The organism is Janthinobacterium violaceinigrum (assembly GCF_009208555.1).
GTDB classification, from domain to species: Bacteria; Pseudomonadota; Gammaproteobacteria; order Burkholderiales; family Burkholderiaceae_D; genus Janthinobacterium; species Janthinobacterium violaceinigrum.
The window spans coordinates 36,733-56,098 of record NZ_WFLI01000003.1 but is presented as its reverse complement, the minus strand read 5'-3'; the positions used below and the strand labels follow the sequence as shown (position 1 = coordinate 56,098).

15 protein-coding genes are annotated in these 19,366 nt (G+C 63.5%); 7 read left to right on the top strand and 8 right to left on the bottom strand.

Annotated features, from left to right (window positions below):
• Positions 1-12 precede the first annotated feature (12 nt).
• Positions 13-1,611, bottom strand: a complete 1,599-nt coding sequence (gene aceB, locus GCN75_RS03165; protein ID WP_152259463.1) for a malate synthase A — start codon at positions 1,609-1,611, stop codon at positions 13-15.
• A gap of 216 nt (positions 1,612-1,827) precedes the next feature.
• Here aceB and GCN75_RS03160 point away from each other — a divergent pair, with 216 nt between their 5' ends.
• A complete protein-coding gene (locus tag GCN75_RS03160) occupies positions 1,828-2,739 on the top strand; it encodes a LysR family transcriptional regulator (RefSeq protein WP_152281318.1) in 912 nt (303 codons plus the stop codon).
• Positions 2,740-3,207: 468 nt separating this feature from the next.
• On the opposite strand, the gene GCN75_RS03155 is transcribed toward GCN75_RS03160, so the two are convergent.
• The 4 genes from GCN75_RS03155 to GCN75_RS03140 form a co-directional block, all read right to left on the bottom strand.
• Positions 3,208-3,411, bottom strand: a complete 204-nt coding sequence (locus GCN75_RS03155) for a cold-shock protein (RefSeq protein WP_010398811.1) — start codon at positions 3,409-3,411, stop codon at positions 3,208-3,210.
• 298 nt (positions 3,412-3,709) lie between these two features.
• On the bottom strand, positions 3,710-4,072 hold the full coding sequence (locus tag GCN75_RS03150) for an Hpt domain-containing protein (RefSeq protein ID WP_152281317.1): 363 nt from the start codon (positions 4,070-4,072) through the stop codon (positions 3,710-3,712).
• Positions 4,073-4,094: 22 nt separating this feature from the next.
• The gene (upp, locus tag GCN75_RS03145; RefSeq protein ID WP_046682928.1) at positions 4,095-4,745 is read right to left on the bottom strand and encodes a uracil phosphoribosyltransferase; all 651 of its coding nucleotides are present in this window, start codon (positions 4,743-4,745) and stop codon (positions 4,095-4,097) included.
• 187 nt (positions 4,746-4,932) lie between these two features.
• Positions 4,933-6,615 carry an isovaleryl-CoA dehydrogenase gene (locus GCN75_RS03140; protein WP_152281316.1) on the bottom strand — a complete coding sequence of 561 codons (1,683 nt, stop codon included), beginning with the start codon at positions 6,613-6,615 and terminating at the stop codon, positions 4,933-4,935.
• A gap of 456 nt (positions 6,616-7,071) precedes the next feature.
• On the opposite strand from GCN75_RS03140, the gene GCN75_RS03135 reads away from it, so the two are divergent.
• A complete protein-coding gene (locus tag GCN75_RS03135; RefSeq protein ID WP_405002777.1) occupies positions 7,072-8,751 on the top strand; it encodes a putative bifunctional diguanylate cyclase/phosphodiesterase in 1,680 nt (559 codons plus the stop codon).
• A complete protein-coding gene (locus tag GCN75_RS03130; RefSeq protein ID WP_152259458.1) occupies positions 8,748-10,244 on the top strand; it encodes an HDOD domain-containing protein in 1,497 nt (498 codons plus the stop codon). The genes GCN75_RS03135 and GCN75_RS03130 overlap by 4 nt, the downstream gene beginning before the upstream one ends.
• Positions 10,245-10,451: 207 nt before the next feature.
• Here GCN75_RS03130 and aroC read toward each other — a convergent pair whose 3' ends face one another.
• Positions 10,452-11,546: a chorismate synthase gene (gene aroC, locus GCN75_RS03125; protein WP_152281314.1), complete on the bottom strand. Its 1,095-nt coding sequence runs from the start codon at positions 11,544-11,546 to the stop codon at positions 10,452-10,454.
• Positions 11,547-11,969: 423 nt separating this feature from the next.
• Between aroC and GCN75_RS03120 the strand changes: the two genes are divergently transcribed.
• A complete protein-coding gene (locus GCN75_RS03120; protein WP_152281313.1) occupies positions 11,970-14,231 on the top strand; it encodes a putative bifunctional diguanylate cyclase/phosphodiesterase in 2,262 nt (753 codons plus the stop codon).
• A gap of 72 nt (positions 14,232-14,303) precedes the next feature.
• Here the strand turns inward: GCN75_RS03120 and GCN75_RS03115 are convergent, their stop codons facing one another.
• Positions 14,304-14,750: a CBS domain-containing protein gene (locus GCN75_RS03115; protein ID WP_092709205.1), complete on the bottom strand. Its 447-nt coding sequence runs from the start codon at positions 14,748-14,750 to the stop codon at positions 14,304-14,306.
• Between the two features lie 147 nt (positions 14,751-14,897).
• Positions 14,898-15,521 carry a 2OG-Fe(II) oxygenase gene (locus tag GCN75_RS03110; protein ID WP_152281312.1) on the bottom strand — a complete coding sequence of 208 codons (624 nt, stop codon included), beginning with the start codon at positions 15,519-15,521 and terminating at the stop codon, positions 14,898-14,900.
• 283 nt (positions 15,522-15,804) lie between these two features.
• Here GCN75_RS03110 and GCN75_RS03105 point away from each other — a divergent pair, with 283 nt between their 5' ends.
• The 3 genes from GCN75_RS03105 to GCN75_RS03095 are packed head-to-tail and all read left to right on the top strand — an operon-like array spanning position 15,805 to position 19,365.
• On the top strand, positions 15,805-17,115 hold the full coding sequence (locus GCN75_RS03105; protein ID WP_152281311.1) for an O-acetylhomoserine aminocarboxypropyltransferase: 1,311 nt from the start codon (positions 15,805-15,807) through the stop codon (positions 17,113-17,115).
• A gap of 1 nt (position 17,116) precedes the next feature.
• Positions 17,117-17,929 carry an alpha/beta fold hydrolase gene (locus GCN75_RS03100; protein ID WP_152281310.1) on the top strand — a complete coding sequence of 271 codons (813 nt, stop codon included), beginning with the start codon at positions 17,117-17,119 and terminating at the stop codon, positions 17,927-17,929.
• 32 nt (positions 17,930-17,961) lie between these two features.
• Entirely contained in the window at positions 17,962-19,365 is a 1,404-nt protein-coding gene (locus GCN75_RS03095) for a PoNe immunity protein domain-containing protein (protein WP_152281309.1), read from the top strand.
• The last annotated feature ends 1 nt before the right edge of the window (position 19,366 follow it).

Below are 19,366 nucleotides of genomic sequence, written 5' to 3'. Positions count from 1 at the left end.
AGTTGATCAGGATCAGATTTCTTCGTACAGCGGCAAGGTCAGGAATTCGGCGAACGATTCCGACGTCGACATTTCCTCGAAAATCTGGCCGGCACGCACATAGGTCGGGCCGTCGCCGCCTGGCGCGTCGCGCTGCACCTTGGCCAGTTCTTCCGGAATCATGGCGCGCACCATCTCGGCCGTCACCTTGCGGCCGTCTTCCAGCACGCCCTTGCTCGAACGGATCCACTGCCACACTTGCGAGCGGCTGATCTCGGCCGTGGCCGCGTCTTCCATCAGGTTGTGGATAGGCACGCAACCGTTGCCGGCCAGCCAGCTGCCCAAGTAATGGATGCCCACGTTGATGTTGTAGCGCAAGCCGGCTTCCGTGATTGGCGCTTCCGGCTGGAAGTTCAGCAAGTCCGATGCCTTGACGTCGATGTCGGGACGCTGCTTGTCGATCTGGTTCGGCTTATCGCCCAGCACTTTCGTGAACTCGCCCATGGCCAGCTCCACCAGGCCCGGATGGGCAACCCAGCCGCCGTCGTAGCCGTCGGTGGCATCGCGCGCCTTGTCGTTGCGCACGCCGCCCATGGCGATATCGTTCTTTTCCGGATCGTTCTTGATCGGAATCAAGGCCGCCATGCCGCCGATGGCAGGCGCGCCCCGTTTGTGGCAGGTTTTCAGCAGCAGCAAGGCATAGGCGCGCATGAACGGCGCCGTCATAGTGACCTTGGCGCGGTCGGCCAGGCAGAAATCCTTGTCCAGCTTGAATTTCTTGATGCACGAGAAGATGTAATCCCAGCGGCCCGCGTTCAGGCCCGAGCTGTGCTCCTTCAATTCGTACAGGATTTCATCCATCTCGAAGGCAGCCAGAATGGTTTCGATCAGTACGGTCGCCTTGATCGTACCCTGCGGCAAGCCCAGTTCGTTTTGCGTCATGACGAAGATGTCGTTCCACAGGCGCGCTTCCAGGTGCGATTCCATCTTCGGCAGGTAGAAGTACGGGCCGGCGCCGCGCGCCAGCTGTTCCTTGGCGTTATGGAACATGAACAGGGCAAAGTCGAAAATGCCGCCGGAAATGCGCTTGCCGTCGACCAGCACGTGCTTTTCATCGAGGTGCCAGCCGCGCGGACGCACGACCAGGGTGGCAATCTTGTCGTTCAGCTTGTACGACTTGCCATTTTGTTCCAGCGAAATCGTCTTGCGCACGGCGTCGAACATATTGATCTGGCCCGTCAGCTGGTTATCCCAGTTCGGCGTGTTCGAATCCTCGAAGTCCGTCATGTAGCTGTCCGCGCCGGAATTGAAGGCATTGATGACCATCTTGCGCTCGACGGGGCCCGTGATTTCCACGCGGCGGCATTCCAGCGCTTTCGGGATCGGCGCAATCTTCCAGTCGCCGTCGCGGATGTGCGCGGTTTCTGGCAGGAAGTCGGGACGCTCGCCCGCGTCAAGGCGCTTGGCCCGCTCCACGCGCACGGCCAGCAATTCCTGGCGGCGCGGCTCGAACGCGCGCGTCAGCTTGGCCACCAGGGCCAGCGCGGCCGGCGTCAGGATCTGTTCATAGCCGGGCTGGATGTCACCCGTGATTTGCATGCCTTCGGGAAGTGCGATCGTGTTCTGCGTCATGAAGTTCTCCGGTTTTTAATAAATATAAGCAAAGGTAATCTGGTGATCCAAGTATAAGCGGAACGACTGCGCGGACAAGCTGGACAGAGGCGCAAAAACACTCTGCAGGGCGGCGCTTTTGTTCTATAGTATTGCACTATAAGGCATGGAAACGAGATTAAAAATCACTTCATCTATGCGTTTTTATCACAAGTGACGAGATAGCGAGAGCATCAAATGGGCCAGTTCAGACAAATATCAACGTTCGTGGAAGTCGTGGCCAGGGGCAGCCTGTCGGCCGCCGCACGCGCGGAAGGCATCGCGCCAGCCATGATAGGCCGGCGCCTCGACGCGCTGGAGCAGCGCCTGGGCGTGAAACTGTTGCAACGCACGACGCGCAAGCTGGCCCTGACGAATGAAGGCGCCGCCTTCCTGGAAGATTGCCAGCGTATTCTGGGCGAACTGGAAGAGGCGGAAGCGGCCGTGGCCGAGCGCAGCGTGAAGGCCAGCGGGCATTTGCTCATTTCCGCGCCGGCCGGCTTCGGCCGCCAGCACGTGGCGCCGCTGATCCCCTCGTTCGTGGCGGAGCACCGCGACGTGACGGTGTCGCTGAACCTGAACGACCGCCTCGTCGACCTGATCGGCGAAGGCATCGACGTGGCCATCCGCATCGCCAGCCTGTCCGATTCCTCGCTGGTGAGCACGAAACTGGCGGACAACCAGCGCGTGCTGGTCGGCTCGCCCGCCTACCTGAAACGGGCAGGCACGCCGCGCATCCCGGCCGACCTGGCGAAGCATAATTGCCTGGCGATCAGCAGCGAAGGCAGCCAGCGGGGCTGGACCTTCCGCGAAAACGGCAAGAATGTGATCTTGAAGGTGGCGGGCAATATGGTCTGCAACGATGGTGAAGTGCTGCACGACTGGGCGCTGGCCGGCAAGGGCCTGGCGTGGCGCTCGATGTGGGAAGTGGGGGCAGAGATCGCCTCGGGCCAGCTGGTGACGGTGCTGGACCAGTTCGCCGCACCCGGCAACGACATCTACGCCGTCTTCGCCCAGCGCCGCCATTTGCCGCTGCGCATACGGGCGTTTGTGGATTTTTTAAGGCACTCATACGCACAGCCCGATTACTGGCGCGAGCCCGCTTTCTGATAGCACCCAATCAAACCTACTGCGCGTCGCGCTTTGCGGCCGGCGATGCTCACCGTACTAGAGTACGGTTGCGCTTCTCGACCACAAATCACTGCCGCTCGCTACGGTTTGATTGGGCACCGCGACATTCCAGTTCCAGACTCACCCGTAGCAAGTGGCCAGACACCGCCCGGCATGAGGAAGCAGCGTAGCGGCGTAGGTCGGCGTAGGTCGGCGTAGGTCGGCTTAGCGCAGCGTAAGCCGACACCTGCCAGCCCGGTGGCGACAGGAGTGCGGGCAGGTCGGCGTCCGCGCAAGCGCCAGGCCGATCTGTCCGACCGACTGATGCGGCAGCGCAGCCGCCCGGCAAATGGCTGCGCACGGGCAAAATGTCTCCGCAAAGCACGCAAAACCCATGCTTCACGGAAATTCAGGCGAAAAAAAATCCTCGGAGACCGAGGATTTCTTTATTTCGTTTGATCCAGCGTATTAGATTGGCTGAATGTTCGAAGCTTGCTTGCCTTTAGGGCCAGCGGTCACTTCAAAAGAAACGCGTTGGTTCTCTTGCAGGGACTTGAAGCCGTTCGACTGGATAGCCGAGAAGTGAGCGAACAGATCTTCGCCGCCTTCGTCAGGGGTAATAAAGCCGAAACCCTTCGAATCATTGAACCATTTTACGATGCCAGTTGCCATTACAATTTCCTATTTCAGTTAAGTTGGGCTTGCGCCCGTTATATCGTTTGAAGCAAGAAAGAAATGACAGACAAACTGCACTACTACCTCGAATCCAACGATGCCCAATTATACCAACAAAACTGAGAAAAACCATTCTTTCGCAAAATAAACTTGCGAACACCACTTTAATAGCCAAATCCCCGTCTTGCGGCGCCCTGTACCAGCGGCATGGACACACTATATCCTAATCTGCGACGCGGGTGCTTTGCGTTGTATCAAATGAATCATTGCAACCACATCCCTATGGCGCTGTCGCTTATGCCGTGAAATGGGTGGCGCCCGCATCGCGTGCCGCCCAGTGCAACAACGCCTCCACTTGCATCCGCACGGCAGGCCATTCCGCCACCGCTTGCGCGGGTGCGTTGAGCATGGCGCGCACCAGCTGTTCGATGCGCCGGCATTCCTGCCCCAGCGCGGCAAAGCCGAAGGTGGCGGCCGAGCCCGCTACCGCGTGCAGCGCGCGGTGCAGCGCCGTCAACGGTTCCAGGCGGGGACCTTCGCTGTCGCAGCGGGCGCTTGCCTGCGCAATCGCCTGCATCAGGGCCGGCACGCCAGCCGCATATTTTTCATTCAGGGCGCGCAAGCGCGCGCGAAAATCCGGGTCGATCAAGGTTGCCATCGCAATACTCGCCTGAGGTGGCTTACTTGGTGCCGAAGATGCGGTCGCCGGCGTCGCCCAGGCCCGGCACGATGTAGGCGTGGTCGTCCAGGTGCGAATCGAGCGCGGCGCAGAACATCTTGACGTTCGGATGCGCATTCTGGAACACGGTCACGCCTTCCGGTGCGGCCACCAGCGCCAGGAAGATGATCTGCTCGTCCGTCACGCCCCGCTTCTTCAGCACGTCGACGGCGTACACGGCCGAATTGCCGGTCGCTACCATCGGGTCGCACAGGATGAAGGTGCGTTCGTTCAGGTCCGGCAGGCGCACCAGGTATTCCACGGGCATGTGGGTAGCCGGGTCGCGATACACGCCGATGTGGCCCACGCGGGCCGATGGCACCAGGTTCAGCAAGCCATCGCTCATGCCAATGCCGGCGCGCAGGATGGGGACGATGGCCAGTTTCTTGCCAGCAATGACAGGCGCGTCGATGGTGACCAGCGGGGTCTTGATTTCACGCGTGGTCAGCGGCAGGTCGCGCGTGATTTCATAGCCCATCAGCAAGGTGATTTCCTTGAGCAATTCACGGAAGGTGCGCGTGGACGTGTCGTGCTCGCGCATGTGGCTCAGTTTGTGCTGGATCAAAGGATGATCGGTAATGAACAAATTCGGGAAACGTGGATCTTGTTTCATATTATTTTTCTTTCTCTGCTCTTTGGCGCGCGGCAAGCATGGGCTGCAGGCGCGCCGCGTGTCGATAAAATGATGGATTGCAGCATTATCCCAGCCCACAGCTTGCCTGTGGCCGGAATTTTGAAATAATTACAGACAAAACCGTGCTGGCGCGCGCCGCGGGCCAGGTCCGGCCATGCCGCGCGCCTCAATACTCGCGCAGCGCGCGCGCCAGGATGGCCGCGCAATCGGTGCCCGCCGGCAAGCGGCCATACGCGCCGCCCGGCGCCTGCGCCAGCCGCGATTGCAAAAATGCCTGCGCGACAAACGGCGGCGCATGGCGCAGCAGCAAGGCCGCCTGCACGGCCAGCACGATGCGCTCGGATAATTGCCTGGCGCCAAATTCATCCGTTTGCGGCCCGTCCAGGTCGGCCAGCAGGCGCGCCCGGCAGCCGTCGAAAGTGGCATCGCCATCGCCGGCCAGCGCCAGCTCGGCCGCCAGGGCGTCGCGCGCGGCCGGCGACTTGCCGAAGGCACGCAAGACGTCGAGGCACATGACGTTGCCCGAGCCCTCCCAGATCGAATTGACGGGCAGCTCGCGGTACAAGCGCGCCAGCGGCGCCTCTTCCACATAACCGGTGCCGCCCAGCACCTCCATCGCTTCAAAGCCGAAGCCTGGACCGCGCTTGCAGATCCAGTACTTGCCGGCCGGCGTGAGGACGCGCGCCAGCATCGCTTGTTGCGGGTCATCCTTTTCATCGAAGCAGCGGGCCAGGCGCAGCGCAAAGGCCGTGGCGGCCTCGGATTCCAGCGCCAGGTCGGCCAGCACGTTTTGCATCAACGGCTGCTCGGCCAGCGGCTTGCCGAACACGGCCCGCTGGCGCGCATGGTGCAGCGCCTGCGTCAAGGCGGCGCGCATGATGCCGGTGCTGCCCAGCACGCAATCGAGGCGCGTATGGCTGGCCATTTCCAGGATGGTGGGAATGCCCCGCCCCGGCTGGCCCACCAGCCAGCCGTAGGCATGGGTAAATTCCACTTCCGACGAGGCGTTCGAGCGGTTGCCCAGCTTGTCCTTCAGGCGCTGCACGCGTATGGCGTTGCGGCTGCCGTCGGGCAGGTAGCGGGGCAGGAAAAAACACGACAATCCCCCCTCGTCCGCCTGCGCCAGGATCAGGTGGGCATCGCACTGGGGCGCCGAAAAAAACCATTTGTGGCCGACGATGCGCCAAGCGCCGCCCGCCTCGTCGCCGAACAGCGCCTGCGCCTCGGCCGCCGGCACGGGCACGGCCCGCGTGGTGTTGCTGCGCACGTCCGAGCCGCCCTGCTTTTCCGTCATGCCCATGCCGACCAGGGCGCCCCGCTTCTGCTCCACGGGCAGGGAACGGGGATCGTACTCGCGCGACAGGATTTTCGGCAGCCAGCGCTGCGCGATTTGCGGCAGATCAAGCGCCTGGCGCAAGGCGGGCACGGACGCATACGTCATCGTCACGGGACACTGCGTGCCGTTTTCCACCTGCCCCACTAATAGATAGGCGGCCGCGCGCGCCACCTGGGCGCCGGGACCGGGCGCGGCCCACGGCGAGGCGTGCGCGCCGGCGCCCACGAGCATGGCCATCAGTTCATGCCAGGCCGGATGGAACAGCACTTCGTCGATGCGGCGCCCGGCCCGGTCGAACTGCTGCAGCTCGGGCGTGTGGATATTGGCCAGGCGCGCCAGCGCGTAAGTCTCGGCGCGGCCCAGCCTCTCGCCCAGCGCGTCGAGCTCCTGCAGCGCCGCGCCGCCGCCCTCGCGCAGCAGCGCCTCGATCAGCGCGGGATCGCAGGCGAACAGATTGACGTTTTCAAACGGCGTGGCCTGGTTGAAAACTTCATGCGTGTCAAAGGCATTCATGGGAGTCTCCCGCGTTTTGTTATCATGGCGCCCTTGCCGTCGCTGGCGCACCGTCAACACCGTCTGCCAGCCAGACTAGCCTAAAGCGCATGGCAGGGCAAGCGCGCTACCGGAAACGGACGCGGCAGAAAGTTTCCACAGGGAACGAAAATGCCTGCGTGTGTCGCGCATGATGATTTTTTTCATGGAAGGCAGGAATATTTACAAAACCTGAAGCAATGTTGCTCTATTTCATGTAATCGGATGCTTTTCAATGATACATTTCGTGTGGATCGCGTTCCGATAGTCGCCCTCTGGCCCGCTATGGCACGCGTCGCGCACGATGCACTCTTTCCGTTGGCGCCCTGCCCTGCAGCGAGCGCCGACACTGATAACAAAAAGGTAAAAGCCAGCACGATGTTTTCCAGTACCCCATCCGCCGCCCACCGCGAGGCCCGCCACGAGTTGGATAACCTCATGGAAGAGGCCGGCGACGTTGTGTTCCGGCTCGATACGGACGGCCTGATCCTGTTCGCCAGCAAGCGTGCGGCCACCCTGTTTGGCGCGCCATCGGGCCTGTCCGGCCACTTGCTGCTGCCGCTGGCCGCCGAAGCGTCGCGCGCCGCGCTGCAAGCGGCGCTGGAAGATGCCCTGGCCGAACCGGGCCGCCTGGAAGTGCGCCTGCAAACGCCGGACCAGGAAATCTGGTTCGAGCTGCGCCTGTCCTCTTATCTGAACGGGGACGGCATCGCCGAATTGCTGGTGGTCGGGCGCGACACGTCGGCCCAGCACAATACGGAAGAACGTCTGCGCCACATGGCCACGCACGATGCGCTCACGGGCCTGCCGAACCGCCTGCTGCTGTCGGACCGCATCCGCATGGTGATCGCCCAGGCCGCGCGTTCGGGCCAGGGCTTTTCCGTGGCCACCATCGGCCTCGATGGCTTTAAAAAAGTCAACGATGGCCTGGGCCACCCCGTCGGCGACGCCGTGCTGCGCCTGGCGGCCGCGCGCCTGCGCAAGACCTTGCGCGACAGCGACACCCTGGCGCGCGTGGGCGGCGATGAATTCGTCGCCGTGCTGCCCGGCAGCGCCACCGACGCGCAGATCAAGCTGGTGACGGGCCGCCTGCTGGCCACCCTGCAGGCGCCGTTCGAAGTGGACGGCCACACGATCTACGTGGGCGCCTCCGTGGGCGTATCGATCTACCCGCTGCACGCGGAAGATGAAGTGCGCCTGGTGGCGCTGGCCGATGCGGCCATGTCGCGCGCCAAGGAAACGGGCAAGGCCCGCTGCCTGGTCTACAGCCCGCGCCTGAACGGCCCGTCGGAACACGACATCTCGCTGGAAGCGGCCATGTTCCACGCCGTGCGCGAAGGCGAATTCCTGCTCTTTTACCAGCCCATCGTCGACGCGCACACGCGGCAAATCCAGGGTTTCGAAACCCTGATGCGCTGGAAGCACCCGACCCTGGGCCTGGTGCCGCCCGTGCGCTTCATCCCGATTGCCGAAGCCAATGGCCTGATCAACCTGCTGGGCGCCTGGGCGCTGAAGGCCGCCTGCGTGCAGCTCAAGCAGTTCCAGGAAGTGGCCAAACGGCCGCTGTACATTTCCGTCAACATCAGCCCGCGCCAGTTCCGCAACGACAAATTCCTCGACGTGCTCGACGACGCCATCGCTTTTTCCGGACTCTCCGGCGAACACCTGGTGCTGGAAATCACGGAGGGCACCCTGATGATCGACCCCGTGCACGCGGAAACCATCCTCGTCAAGATGACGGAGCGCCGCGCGCGCATCGCCATCGACGATTTCGGCACCGGCTATTCCTCGCTCGCGTATCTGAAGCGCTTCCCCATCTCCGTTTTGAAGATCGACCGCACCTTCATCAAGGACTTGCCCGAATCGAGCAAGGATGCGGCCATCTGCAACACCATTCTCGACCTGGCCAAGCATTTGAACCTGTCCGTGGTGGCCGAGGGCGTGGAAACGGAGGAGCAGATGCACTTCATGGAGTCGCGCGGCTGCCAGTATGTGCAAGGCTACCTGACGGGCAAACCGATGCCGGCCCATGCCGCGCTATCGGCCTTGAGCGAAAAAACCTATGCGGCGCTGGTGCCCACGCCGTCTGCCAATGAACCGCGCGGAGGGGTGCAATGAATCCAGGTCATTTCACGGCGCCGACACAGCTCGGCAAAAACACCCTGGACCTGCTGTGGGCGCGCACGCGACAGCAGGGCGACATGCCCGGCTTCGCCAAAGCCATCAGCGCCATCCTGGGCGCCATGCGCGGCGAGGATGACCACGAATTCGACATCACGCAAACGGTGCTGTCCGACCCCGTCCTCACGCACAAGGTGCTGCGCCTGGCCAACAGCGGCATGTATTCGGCCTTCGGCCAGCGCGTCAACACGGTGTCGAAGGCCGTGCTGGTGCTGGGCATCGACGCCATCGGCCACCTGGCGCTGGGACTGAAACTGATCGAGGAGCTGTCGCAGGCCTCGCCCGACTCCGTCAGCGCCCACGTGGAAATGGAAAAGGCCGTGCTGGCCGGGATGGTGGCGCAGCAGGTGGCCACCAGCGCCGGCAGCCTGCAGGCCGAACAGGCCGTCGTCTGCTCCATGCTGCACACCCTGGGCCGCATGATGGTGACGTTCTACATGACGGATTTCTGGGCGCGCATGCAGGCGCATGCGGGTCCCGGCAACGAGGCGGCCGCCGCGCGCGAAATCCTCGGCCTGTCGCTGCCGGAAGTGGGCTATGCCACGGCGGCCCACTGGGGCTTGCCGCAGCACCTGATCAACGGCATGCGGCCGATGGACCCGTCGCCCGACAATTCGCCCGTCAGCGGCGCCGACTGGATGGCGGGATTGTCGACCATGGCGGCGCGCTGCGCCGACTCGCTGTGGCATGACGACGCGGCCGGCGCGGCGCAGGTGCACGCGCTGATCGACGACTACGCGGGCACCCTGGGCATCACGGCCACCGACCTGGTGGTCGCGGTGGACAAGGCCAAGGCCATGGCGGCAGCCGACCTGTCGATCGCGCCCCTGTCGAAACCGGCCGAACGGCGCGCGCGCCAGCTGGCCTCGACGCGCATGCGCGCCGAAGGCAACCGCGTCCTGATCAGCGGCCTGGCCGACCTGCGCGGCGCCATCGGCAGCGCCAGTCCCGGGCAAATGGTCTCGATGGCGCTCGAAACGCTGCACCAGGGCTTTGATTTTTCCCGCTCGGTGGCTTTCGTGCGCAACCACAGGGATCACCTGTACTCGGCGCGCATCAGCATGGGCGAAGGCATGGCCGACCTGCAGGACCTGATGGTGTTTGGCGACGCGTATGAACCGAACGTGTTCCACGCGGCCCTCAACAGCGACCGCGTGATCTTCATCGACAATGCGCGCGACCCGAAATTTGCCGCCAAACTGCCGCAATGGTGGAAAGCCACCCTGTCGGAAGCGCGCAGCTTCGTCGTGCTGCCCCTGTCGGCCAACGGCCATCCCACGGGATTCCTGTACGGCGACTGGGACGACAGCTTCCCGCCGATCCAATTGAACCAGACGGAATTCAACCTGATCAACGATATCCGGGCGTTATTGGTGCAGTCGGTGGAGATGCGCCACCAGTTGGAGTTAGTGGCGAATAAGGTGGCATGAGTACACCTGACCAAACCTACTGCGCGTCGGTATAGGCGGCCTGCGATGCTCACCGTACCTTCGTACGGTTGCGCTTCTCAGCCACCTCTCCCTTCCGCTCGCTACGGTTTTGTCAGGTGTCGCAAGTGTCGTTGTTAAACGAGAAGACGACCATCAAGGTCGCAGGTCGGATCAGGGCCGCAGGCCCGTCATCCGACAACATTGAGATTACTTCAACTTCGGCGTATTCACGCTGACATCGCCGCACTGCGCGCGGTGCATCAGGGCGTGGTCGATCAGCACCAGCGCCAGCATGGCTTCGGCGATCGGCGTGGCGCGGATGCCCACGCACGGGTCGTGGCGGCCGAACGTTTCCACCATCACGGGATTGCCCTCTTTATCGATCGAGCGGCGCGGCGTGCGGATCGACGACGTCGGCTTGATGGCGATCGACACGCTGATATCCTGTCCCGTCGAGATGCCGCCCAAGACGCCGCCCGCGTTATTGCCGATAAAACCTTCCGGCGTCAGCTCGTCGCCGTGCTCCGAACCCTTTTGCGCCACCGAGTCGAAACCGGCGCCGATTTCCACGCCCTTGACGGCATTGATGCCCATCATGGCGTAGGCGATGTCGGCATCGAGCTTGTCGTAGATGGGCTGACCCAGGCCCACGGGCACGTTTTGCGCGATCACGTCGATGCGCGCGCCGATGGAATCGCCGTCGCGGCGCAACTGGTCCATGGCCGCTTCCATGCGCGCGATCAGGTCCGCGTCGCCGCTGGCGGCAAAGAAGGGGTTCGCATGCACGTGCTCCCAGGACTGGAACGGCACGGGAATATCGCCCAGCTGGCTCATGCAACCCTTGAACGTGGTGCCGTACTGCTGCAGCAGCCACTTCTTGGCGATGGCCGCCGCGCCCACCACGGGCGCCGTCAGGCGCGCCGAGGAACGCCCGCCGCCGCGCGGATCACGCACGCCGTATTTGTGCCAGTACGTGTAGTCGGCATGGCCGGGACGGAAGCTTTCCGCGATATTGCCGTAATCCTTGCTGCGCTGGTCTTCATTGCGGATCAGCAGCGCGATGGGCGTACCCGTCGTGACGCCCTGGTACACGCCGGACAGGATCTCCACCGTATCCGATTCCTGGCGCTGCGTCACGTGGCGCGACGTGCCCGGCTTGCGGCGGTCCAGCTCGGGCTGGATATCGGCTTCCGACAGGACCAGGCCTGGAGGACAGCCATCGATCACGCAGCCGATGGCCGGGCCATGCGATTCGCCGAAAGTGGTAACAGTAAACAGCTTGCCAAAAGAATTGCCGGACATAGTAGGAAGTGTGAAAGACTGGAAAACTCAATTCTACCAGCCTGCGGGGCATGCCATGCCGCTAATGCCGCAGCAAGCCCGATATTGCCCCTGCCAGTATCGCCATTTTCAAATACCGTGTTTTTTTTCATGTAAAAAACACCAAATATGAGTTGCAATCATGCAATACAAGAAATATTGCCCCACAGAATAGATTTAAAAAAACATTTTGCTTATTAAATAGCTATATACTTGGATCAAAGCGCGCTACACAATACCGGTTGCAAAACCGGATTTGGGCTGCGCCGAGAGCGCGTCACAAGATGCCCAGGGCTAGGCGTCGTTGCCGAAGACAGTACGCAAGTACGGCGAGGCAACGCAACAAGGCCATGGGCTTTTGTGACGTGCTCGTAAAAATATCGAGTCATCCTGGAGAAGCTATACATGCCCGCACCGATCATCCCCCTTGACGCCAACAAGGACGATCACGACGACCTGGTATTCCTCGATGAGCAACCAGCGGCGCCGCTGGCCGCCGCACCGCGCAGCGTCTGGCGGGTGATGATCATCGACGACGATGAAGACGTCCACTCCACCACCACTTTCGCCCTGGGCAACCTGGAAATGCAGCACCGTCCGCTGGAATTCGTGCATGCGTATTCGGCCGGCCAGGCGCGCGAACTGCTCAAGCACGAAGACGACATCGCCGTCATCCTGCTCGACGTGGTGATGGAACAGGACGACGCGGGCCTGCACCTGGTGCGCTACATCCGCGAAACGCTGAAAATGACGGACGTGCGCATCATCCTGCGCACAGGCCAGCCCGGCTATGCGCCGGAAATCGACGCCATCCGCGATTTCGACATCAACGATTACAAGACCAAGTCCGAACTGACGCGCATCAAGCTGTTTACCACGGTGACGGCGGCCATTCGCTCGTACGAGCAGATACGCTCGATCAGCAACAGCCGGCGCGGCCTGGACCAGATCGTCCACGCCAGCACGCAGCTGATGGCGCTGCACGGCGTGCAGAATTTCTCGGCCGGCGTGCTGGCGCAGATCGCCGACCTGCTGGGCATCCGCGCCGACGGCGTGCTGTGCGTGCAGGACTTGCAGGACAGCGGCGGCAAGGAGCTGCTCGTCTCGGCCTGCACGGGCAGCTTTTCCAGCCTGCCGCACAGCGCCCTGTGCGGCCTGCAGAACCCCCGCGTGATGGCGGCCATCGAACACACCTTGGCGCAGCGGCGCAACGTCTATGCGCACGACTATGCCACCCTGTACTTCGCGGGCAAGGCCAGCCGCGACGCAGCCGCCTACCTGGTCTTACCCCGCCCCCTCTCGGCCATCGATGAAAGCCTGCTGGAAGTGTTTTGCAGCAACGTCGCCGTGGGGCTGGACAACGTGGAGCTGGTATCGCACCTGCACAATGCCGCCTTCTACGATCAATTGTCAAAGCTGCCGAACCGCACGCGCCTGGTGGAAATCCTCGACGCCACGCTGGCCGGCCCCGCGCGCGACGACGCCACCCTGTCGCTGGTCGACCTCGACCACTTTGCCGAGACCAACGACGCGCTGGGGCACCAGTTCGGCGACACCCTGCTGATCGCCGTGGCGGGCCGATTGCAAACCCAGCTGGGACCGCAGCTGACGGTGGCGCGCCTGGGCGGCGACATCTTTTGCGTGCTGGGCGACTCGTCGCAAGTCAACCCGACCAAGATCCTGGCCCTGTTCCAGCCGCCCTTCTGCATCGATGGCCAGGATGTGCAGCTGTCGGCCACCCTGGGCCTGGTGCGGCTGGGCGAACATACGGGCACGGGCGCCGACGCGCTGAAGGACGCCGACATCGCCCTGAAGCGGGCGAAAAGCCAGCAGCGCGCCGGGCACTTCTATTTCTCGCGCAGCATGGGCATCGAAATCCGCGAACGAGTACGCATGATGCACGCGCTGCGCACGGCCTTCAGCCAGGACCAGCTGTTTGTCGTGTACCAGCCGCAGATCGACCTGACCACGCGCCGCCCCGTGGGCGCCGAAGCGCTGCTGCGCTGGCAGACGCCGGACGGCAAGTTCATCTCGCCCGACCGCTTCATCCCCATCGCCGAGTATTCGGGCATCATCATCGACCTGGGCGAATGGGTGCTGCGCACGGCGTGCCGCGAACTGGTGCTGCTGCGCGAACAGGGACACCGCAACTTCGTCATGTCCGTCAACGTGTCGCAAGTGCAGTTCCGCCACCCCCTGTTTCTGGAAATGCTGCGCGCGGCGCTGGAAGAGACGCAGGCGCCGCCCGAGTTCATCGAGCTGGAAATCACGGAATCGATGGCCATGGAAGAGCCGGACATGCTGATCAAGATGCTGTGGCAGATCAAGCAGACGGGCGTGAGCATCGCCATCGACGACTTCGGCACGGGCTTTTCCTCGCTGTCCTATCTGCAGCGCCTGCAAGTGGACCGATTAAAAATCGACAGGGCTTTTGTCACGGAAATCACGGGGTCCGCGCGCGGCAGCAGCATCGCCGAAATGGTCATCCAGCTGGGCCGCAACCTGGGCCTGGCCGTGATCGCGGAAGGCGTGGAAGACGAGCGCCAGGCGCAGATTCTGCATGCGCTGGGCTGTCCGATGGCGCAAGGCTTCCTGTTCGCCCGCCCCATGACGGCCGCGGCGCTCGGTACCTGGCTGAGCAACGAAGCCATGCAAGGAGCGGCCTAGGCGGCGTTAACTACCCTGCACCATGCAAAACGCCGGCATCTGCCGGCGTAGTTTTTACTGCATGATTGCAACTTAGTCTGCCGTTTCAGCCGGCCAGTCGCGGATGTAAGCCTTGAGCATCTGGTTTTCAAAGCTTTGCGCTTCGAGCACGGCGCGTGCCACGTCGTAGAAGGAAATCACGCCCAGCAAGGTCTTGGCATTCATGACGGGCAGGTAGCGCGCGTGCTTTTCCAGCATGATGCGGCGCACTTCATTGACTTCCGTATCGGGCGTGACGGTGATCGGGTGGTCATCCATGTGCTTGCGCACGGTGCCGCCGCCGATCTGGCCCGCGTTCTCATGCAGCGCGTTCAGCACTTCGCGGAAGGTCAGCATGCCGACCAGGTCGCCAAATTCCATGACCACCAGCGAACCGATGTCTTTTTCAGCCATGGTATTGGCCGCGTCAAGCAGGGGCTGGTCAGGCGTGACCGTGTAGAGGATATTGCCCTTGACTTGGAGAATTTCAGATACTTTCATATTGGCCGTCCTGTCCGCGTGATTGGTATTTTAGTTATTCTAGCCCTTACAGCGACTGTAGCCTATGCCTGCGGAAAAATCCAGCCTTGCGCGCAATCAAATCGACGGGGATTGTCGGGCCAGAAAAACGGGGCGCGCCAGCGTCTCTCAGGCGCGGCGGCGGAACCACCCTGCTATCGACAGGCGCTCGCGCGCCGTCGGCATCACTTCGTGCAGCATCTCGCCCGACATGAACATGGCCATGCGCCCCGCTTGCGGCGCGATGTCCACGTGGCCGCCGTCCTGCGGATGCAGGCGCAGCGCGCCGCCGTGTTCGGGCAGCCAGTCTTCGTTCAGGTACAGCACGACGGACACGGTGCGCTTGTCGTCGTCGCGGAAACGGTCCAGATGGGCCCGGTAAAAGGCGCCCGGCGCGTACAGGGCGAAATGGCTTTCGTACTCGTCCAGCCCCAGGAACAGCTCGCGGTTGAGCATGCAGCGCAGCGCTTCCATGTGTTCCAGGTAGCGGTCGCAGGCGCTTGAGCGGCCCGTTTCCAGCCATTCGATATGGTCGCCGCGGATGTCCGGCTGCAGCAGCGGCGCATGGCCGCTGCCCACGCCCGCGCCTTTCATCTTGCCGCTGAGCATGGATTGCACGCATTCGGCGGCCAGTTGGCGGCTCAGTTCAGGGGAGATAAACTGCTCTTGCATGAGCCAGCCTGCGCGGCACAGGCCGTCGACGATAGAGGGTCCGGGAACGGCAAGGGCGCCGTCGAACGATATTGCGGGCATAAAATCTTTCCTGGTGGACATGCGATGAGAGTTCGCCTGAAGCCCAGGATTTCGCTGGCACGTGGCAGTCTTCCCTGCGGCGCGGCGCACGCGCACAGGTAAACAGCCCGAATATCGCTGATACGGTATCGTACCACCGCCGCGCCGCGCCGGTCACTTTTTTTACACTACAGGTTACACGCGGGGCCCGCCGGCACGGCGCCATGCGCCCTGCACACGAGCCCTTTTGCTCAGATGCAAATCAGGTTACGATCTTGCCACTATAAAACTTGGCGGAGACACCATGAGCGGCCCGAAATACCCCGGTTTCGATACCTTATCCCTGCATGCGGGCGCGGCGCCCGACCCGGCCACGGGCGCGCGCGCCACGCCCATCCATTTCACGTCCTCGTTTGCCTTCAAGAGTTCGGAACACGCGGCGTCGCTGTTCAATATGGAACGGGCCGGCCACGTGTACTCGCGCATCTCGAATCCCACCAACGCCGTACTGGAAGAGCGCATCGCCGCGCTGGAAGGGGGCGTGGCGGGCATCGCCACGGCCAGCGGCCAGGCCGCCATGCACCTGGGCTTGTCCACTATCGCGGGTGCCGGTTCGCACGTCGTGGCCTCGCGCGCCCTGTACGGCGGCTCGCACAACCTGCTGGCCTACACCCTGAAACGCTTCGGCATCGAGACGACGTTTGTCGACCCGCGCGACGCGGATGCGTGGCGCGCCGCCATCCGCCCGACGACCAAGGTGCTGTTCGCCGAAACCCTGGGCAATCCCGGCCTCGACGTGCTGGACATCCCGACGATTTCCGCCATCGCGCATGAACACCAGCTGCCGCTGATGCTCGATTCGACGTTTACCACGCCGTACCTGCTGCGCCCCTTCGAGCATGGCGCCGACCTGGTGTTCCACTCGGCCACCAAGTTCCTGTGCGGGCACGGCACGGCCATCGGCGGCCTGCTCGTCGATGGCGGCACCTTCGACTGGCAAACGGCGTACGACAGGACGGGGCGCTTCGCCGAACTGTGCGAACCGTATGACGGCTTTCACGGCATGGTCTTCGCCGAGGAATCGACGGTGGCGCCATTCGCCCTGCGCGCGCGGCGCGAAGGCTTGCGCGATTTCGGCGCCGTCATGAGCCCGCACAATGCCTTCGCCATCCTGCAAGGCATCGAAACCCTGGGCTTGCGCATGGACCGCCACGTGGCCAATACGCGCCGCATCATCGACTTTTTGCTGGCCAATCCGGCCGTCGAATCCGTGTCCTATCCCGAGCTGCCATCGCATCCCGACTACGAACTGGCAAAAACCCTGCTGCCAAAAGGCGCGGGCGGCGTGTTCACCTTCCGGCTGCGGGGCGACCGCGCGGCGGGCCAGCGCTTCGTCGACAGCCTCAAGATCTTCTCGCACCTGGCCAACGTGGGCGACGCCAAGTCGCTCGTCATCCACCCCGCCTCCACCACGCATTTCCGCGTGCCCGACGCGCAGCTGGAACAGGCAGGCATCACGCAAGGCACCATGCGCTTGTCGGTGGGCCTGGAAGACGCGGACGATTTGATCGAAGACCTGGCCCGTGGCCTGAAACTGTCGCAGAAAGGCGCCTGAGATGTTATTCACTATCGAGAACACCACGGCCTACTACTACACGGGCGGCAAACCGTTCAACCCGGACCAGCCCACGGCCGTCTTCATCCACGGCGCGCAGAACGACCATAGCGTGTGGGCGCTGCAGACGCGCTATTTCGCCCACCATGGCTGGAACGTGCTGGCCGTCGACCTGCCCGGCCACGGGCGCAGCGGCGGCGCGGCAAAAACCCAGGTCGAAGAACTGGCGCGCTGGATACTGGCCGTGCTGGACGCTGCCGGCGCAGCCAAGGCCATGCTCATCGGCCACAGCATGGGCTCATTGATCGCGCTGGAAGCGGCATTCCTGGCGCCGGAGCGGGTCAGCCACCTGGCCATGCTGGGTTCCACCTATCCGATGAAGGTCTCGCCCGCACTGCTGGAAACGTCGCTCAACGATGAACAGGCGGCCATCGACATGGTCAATATCTGGTCGCATTCGTCGATCGCGCAAAAGCCGTCGTTCCCCGGCCCCGGCTTCTATGCCATGGGCGGCGCGCGGCGCCTGAAACAGCGCATCGCCGCCCTCAACCCCGATCACGTGTTTCACACGGATTTTTTCGCCTGCAATGCCTACGCGAACGGCGAAATTGCCGCCGCTTCGGTACACTGCCCCACTTTATTCATTTTCGGCGCGCGCGACATGATGACGCCGCCCAAGTCGACCAGGCTGCTGACCGGGGCAATCGCCCACGGCACGGTGGTGCAGGTCGACAGCGGGCACGAATTGATGGCCGAGCAGCCCGATGCCGTGCTCGATGCGCTGTTTGCGTTTGCGCAAAGCACGCCGGCATGACGCCACGCCCGCTTTTTTAGGATAGATGCACCATGTTGTTGAATACCCTGCTCGATGAATTGTCTGGCCGCGGCAGCGGCACGGAAGCGGCGCGGCAAGAACGCTATAACTGGCTGGAGCAGCTGCGCTGCACCAACCCGCAGGCGGCCGAGAGCGGCCCCATGGCGGGCATTCCCGGCCACCACTGGTACCGGCTGCCGCAGGCGCTGGACGTGGCGGGCCAGCAGACGGACCTCTTGGTCGGCACCCTGAACGCCCAGTACCTGGTGTTCGCGGGCCGCCACGCGGCCGCGTTTGCGGCGGAACTGGGACTGCAATACGACGCCAACAACCGCATCGACCGCCCCGGCGGCCTCGACGAACTGCTCGATGCCTATGAAGAGCAGGCGGACGGCAGCTGGACCACCGTGCCGGCGGGCCCGCCGGCTCCGCCGCTGGCCGGCTGGGACGACGTGTACTTCCGCGTGCGCGACCTCAGCGACGGCAAGGCCATCCAGAGCGTGACCACCATCGCCTACGAGAGCAGCCGCTTTCCCGGCTACACCCTGCTGGGCACGACCCTGGTGGGCGCGGGCGCCATCGCGCACGACGACGAGACGGCGCAGTATCTGCAGCAGATCTTCGCCGACTGGGCCATCCAGCGCGACTGCGCCGCCACCTGCCCGGTTTCGTCCACGCCCTGGCCCCACGCGCCGCGCCAGGTGCCGCCCGAGACGTTCGGCACTGCGTTCGACTTTGGCCGCAACCTCGTCTACCTCGACGCCCTGCTCGCCGCCTACGGGCGCGCGCAGGCGCAAGCTGAACGCGACGGCGGCGATAGCGCCTACTGGGCGTGCGCGGCCGCCAGCACGGCGTACCAGGTCTTTTCGCTGCGCTACACGGCAGGCTTGCCCTTGCCTGACGTGGAACCGGCGCTGGAAGCGGCCATCGCCGCCTGCGAAACGGCGCGCGCGGCACTGGCCGCGGCCTACGACGACGAGAGCTTGCCCGCCTTCGATTTCGAACAGTTGACGGACTATGCGCGCACCCTGCAGCTGCTGGGCGCGAGCCTGCTGTTCGGCCGCCCCGACCTGGCTGCCCGCCTGGCCGCCCTGCAAACGGCCTTCGACGGCGAAGACGGCGTGTATGAAGCGCTGTTGTCCGCCATCGACCCGCAGCGTCCCGCCGTCGACGAATGGTATTTCGCCGAGCCCTATACCGCCCTGTACGACTGCCTGGAGGATGGAGAACCCGCGCAGCAGCTGGAACACCTGCAACGCTACCTGGCCGGCTGGCACACGGCGCTGGTGCGCGAAGACTGGTTCAACGGCCATTTGCGCGCGCAGGGCCTGGGCGGCTACTACGGCCTGTGGGCGTTCGAAGCGGCCGCCGTCGCCAAGCGCCTGGGCTTGAAAAGCAGCGACCTGGCCCACTGGGTCATGCCGCCCGCGCCCTGAA

Bases quoted from the DNA above. Each gene is read 5' to 3' on its own strand.
- aceB (WP_152259463.1), bottom strand. From the start codon at position 1,611: ATGACGCAGAACACGATCGCACTTCCCGAAGGCATGCAAATCACGGGT.
- GCN75_RS03160 (WP_152281318.1), top strand. From the start codon at position 1,828: ATGGGCCAGTTCAGACAAATATCAACGTTCGTGGAAGTCGTGGCCAGG.
- GCN75_RS03155 (WP_010398811.1), bottom strand. From the start codon at position 3,411: ATGGCAACTGGCATCGTAAAATGGTTCAATGATTCGAAGGGTTTCGGC.
- GCN75_RS03150 (WP_152281317.1), bottom strand. From the start codon at position 4,072: ATGGCAACCTTGATCGACCCGGATTTTCGCGCGCGCTTGCGCGCCCTG.
- upp (WP_046682928.1), bottom strand. From the start codon at position 4,745: ATGAAACAAGATCCACGTTTCCCGAATTTGTTCATTACCGATCATCCT.
- GCN75_RS03140 (WP_152281316.1), bottom strand. From the start codon at position 6,615: ATGAATGCCTTTGACACGCATGAAGTTTTCAACCAGGCCACGCCGTTT.
- GCN75_RS03135 (WP_405002777.1), top strand. From the start codon at position 7,072: ATGGAAGAGGCCGGCGACGTTGTGTTCCGGCTCGATACGGACGGCCTG.
- GCN75_RS03130 (WP_152259458.1), top strand. From the start codon at position 8,748: ATGAATCCAGGTCATTTCACGGCGCCGACACAGCTCGGCAAAAACACC.
- aroC (WP_152281314.1), bottom strand. From the start codon at position 11,546: ATGTCCGGCAATTCTTTTGGCAAGCTGTTTACTGTTACCACTTTCGGC.
- GCN75_RS03120 (WP_152281313.1), top strand. From the start codon at position 11,970: ATGCCCGCACCGATCATCCCCCTTGACGCCAACAAGGACGATCACGAC.
- GCN75_RS03115 (WP_092709205.1), bottom strand. From the start codon at position 14,750: ATGAAAGTATCTGAAATTCTCCAAGTCAAGGGCAATATCCTCTACACG.
- GCN75_RS03110 (WP_152281312.1), bottom strand. From the start codon at position 15,521: ATGCCCGCAATATCGTTCGACGGCGCCCTTGCCGTTCCCGGACCCTCT.
- GCN75_RS03105 (WP_152281311.1), top strand. From the start codon at position 15,805: ATGAGCGGCCCGAAATACCCCGGTTTCGATACCTTATCCCTGCATGCG.
- GCN75_RS03100 (WP_152281310.1), top strand. From the start codon at position 17,117: ATGTTATTCACTATCGAGAACACCACGGCCTACTACTACACGGGCGGC.
- GCN75_RS03095 (WP_152281309.1), top strand. From the start codon at position 17,962: ATGTTGTTGAATACCCTGCTCGATGAATTGTCTGGCCGCGGCAGCGGC.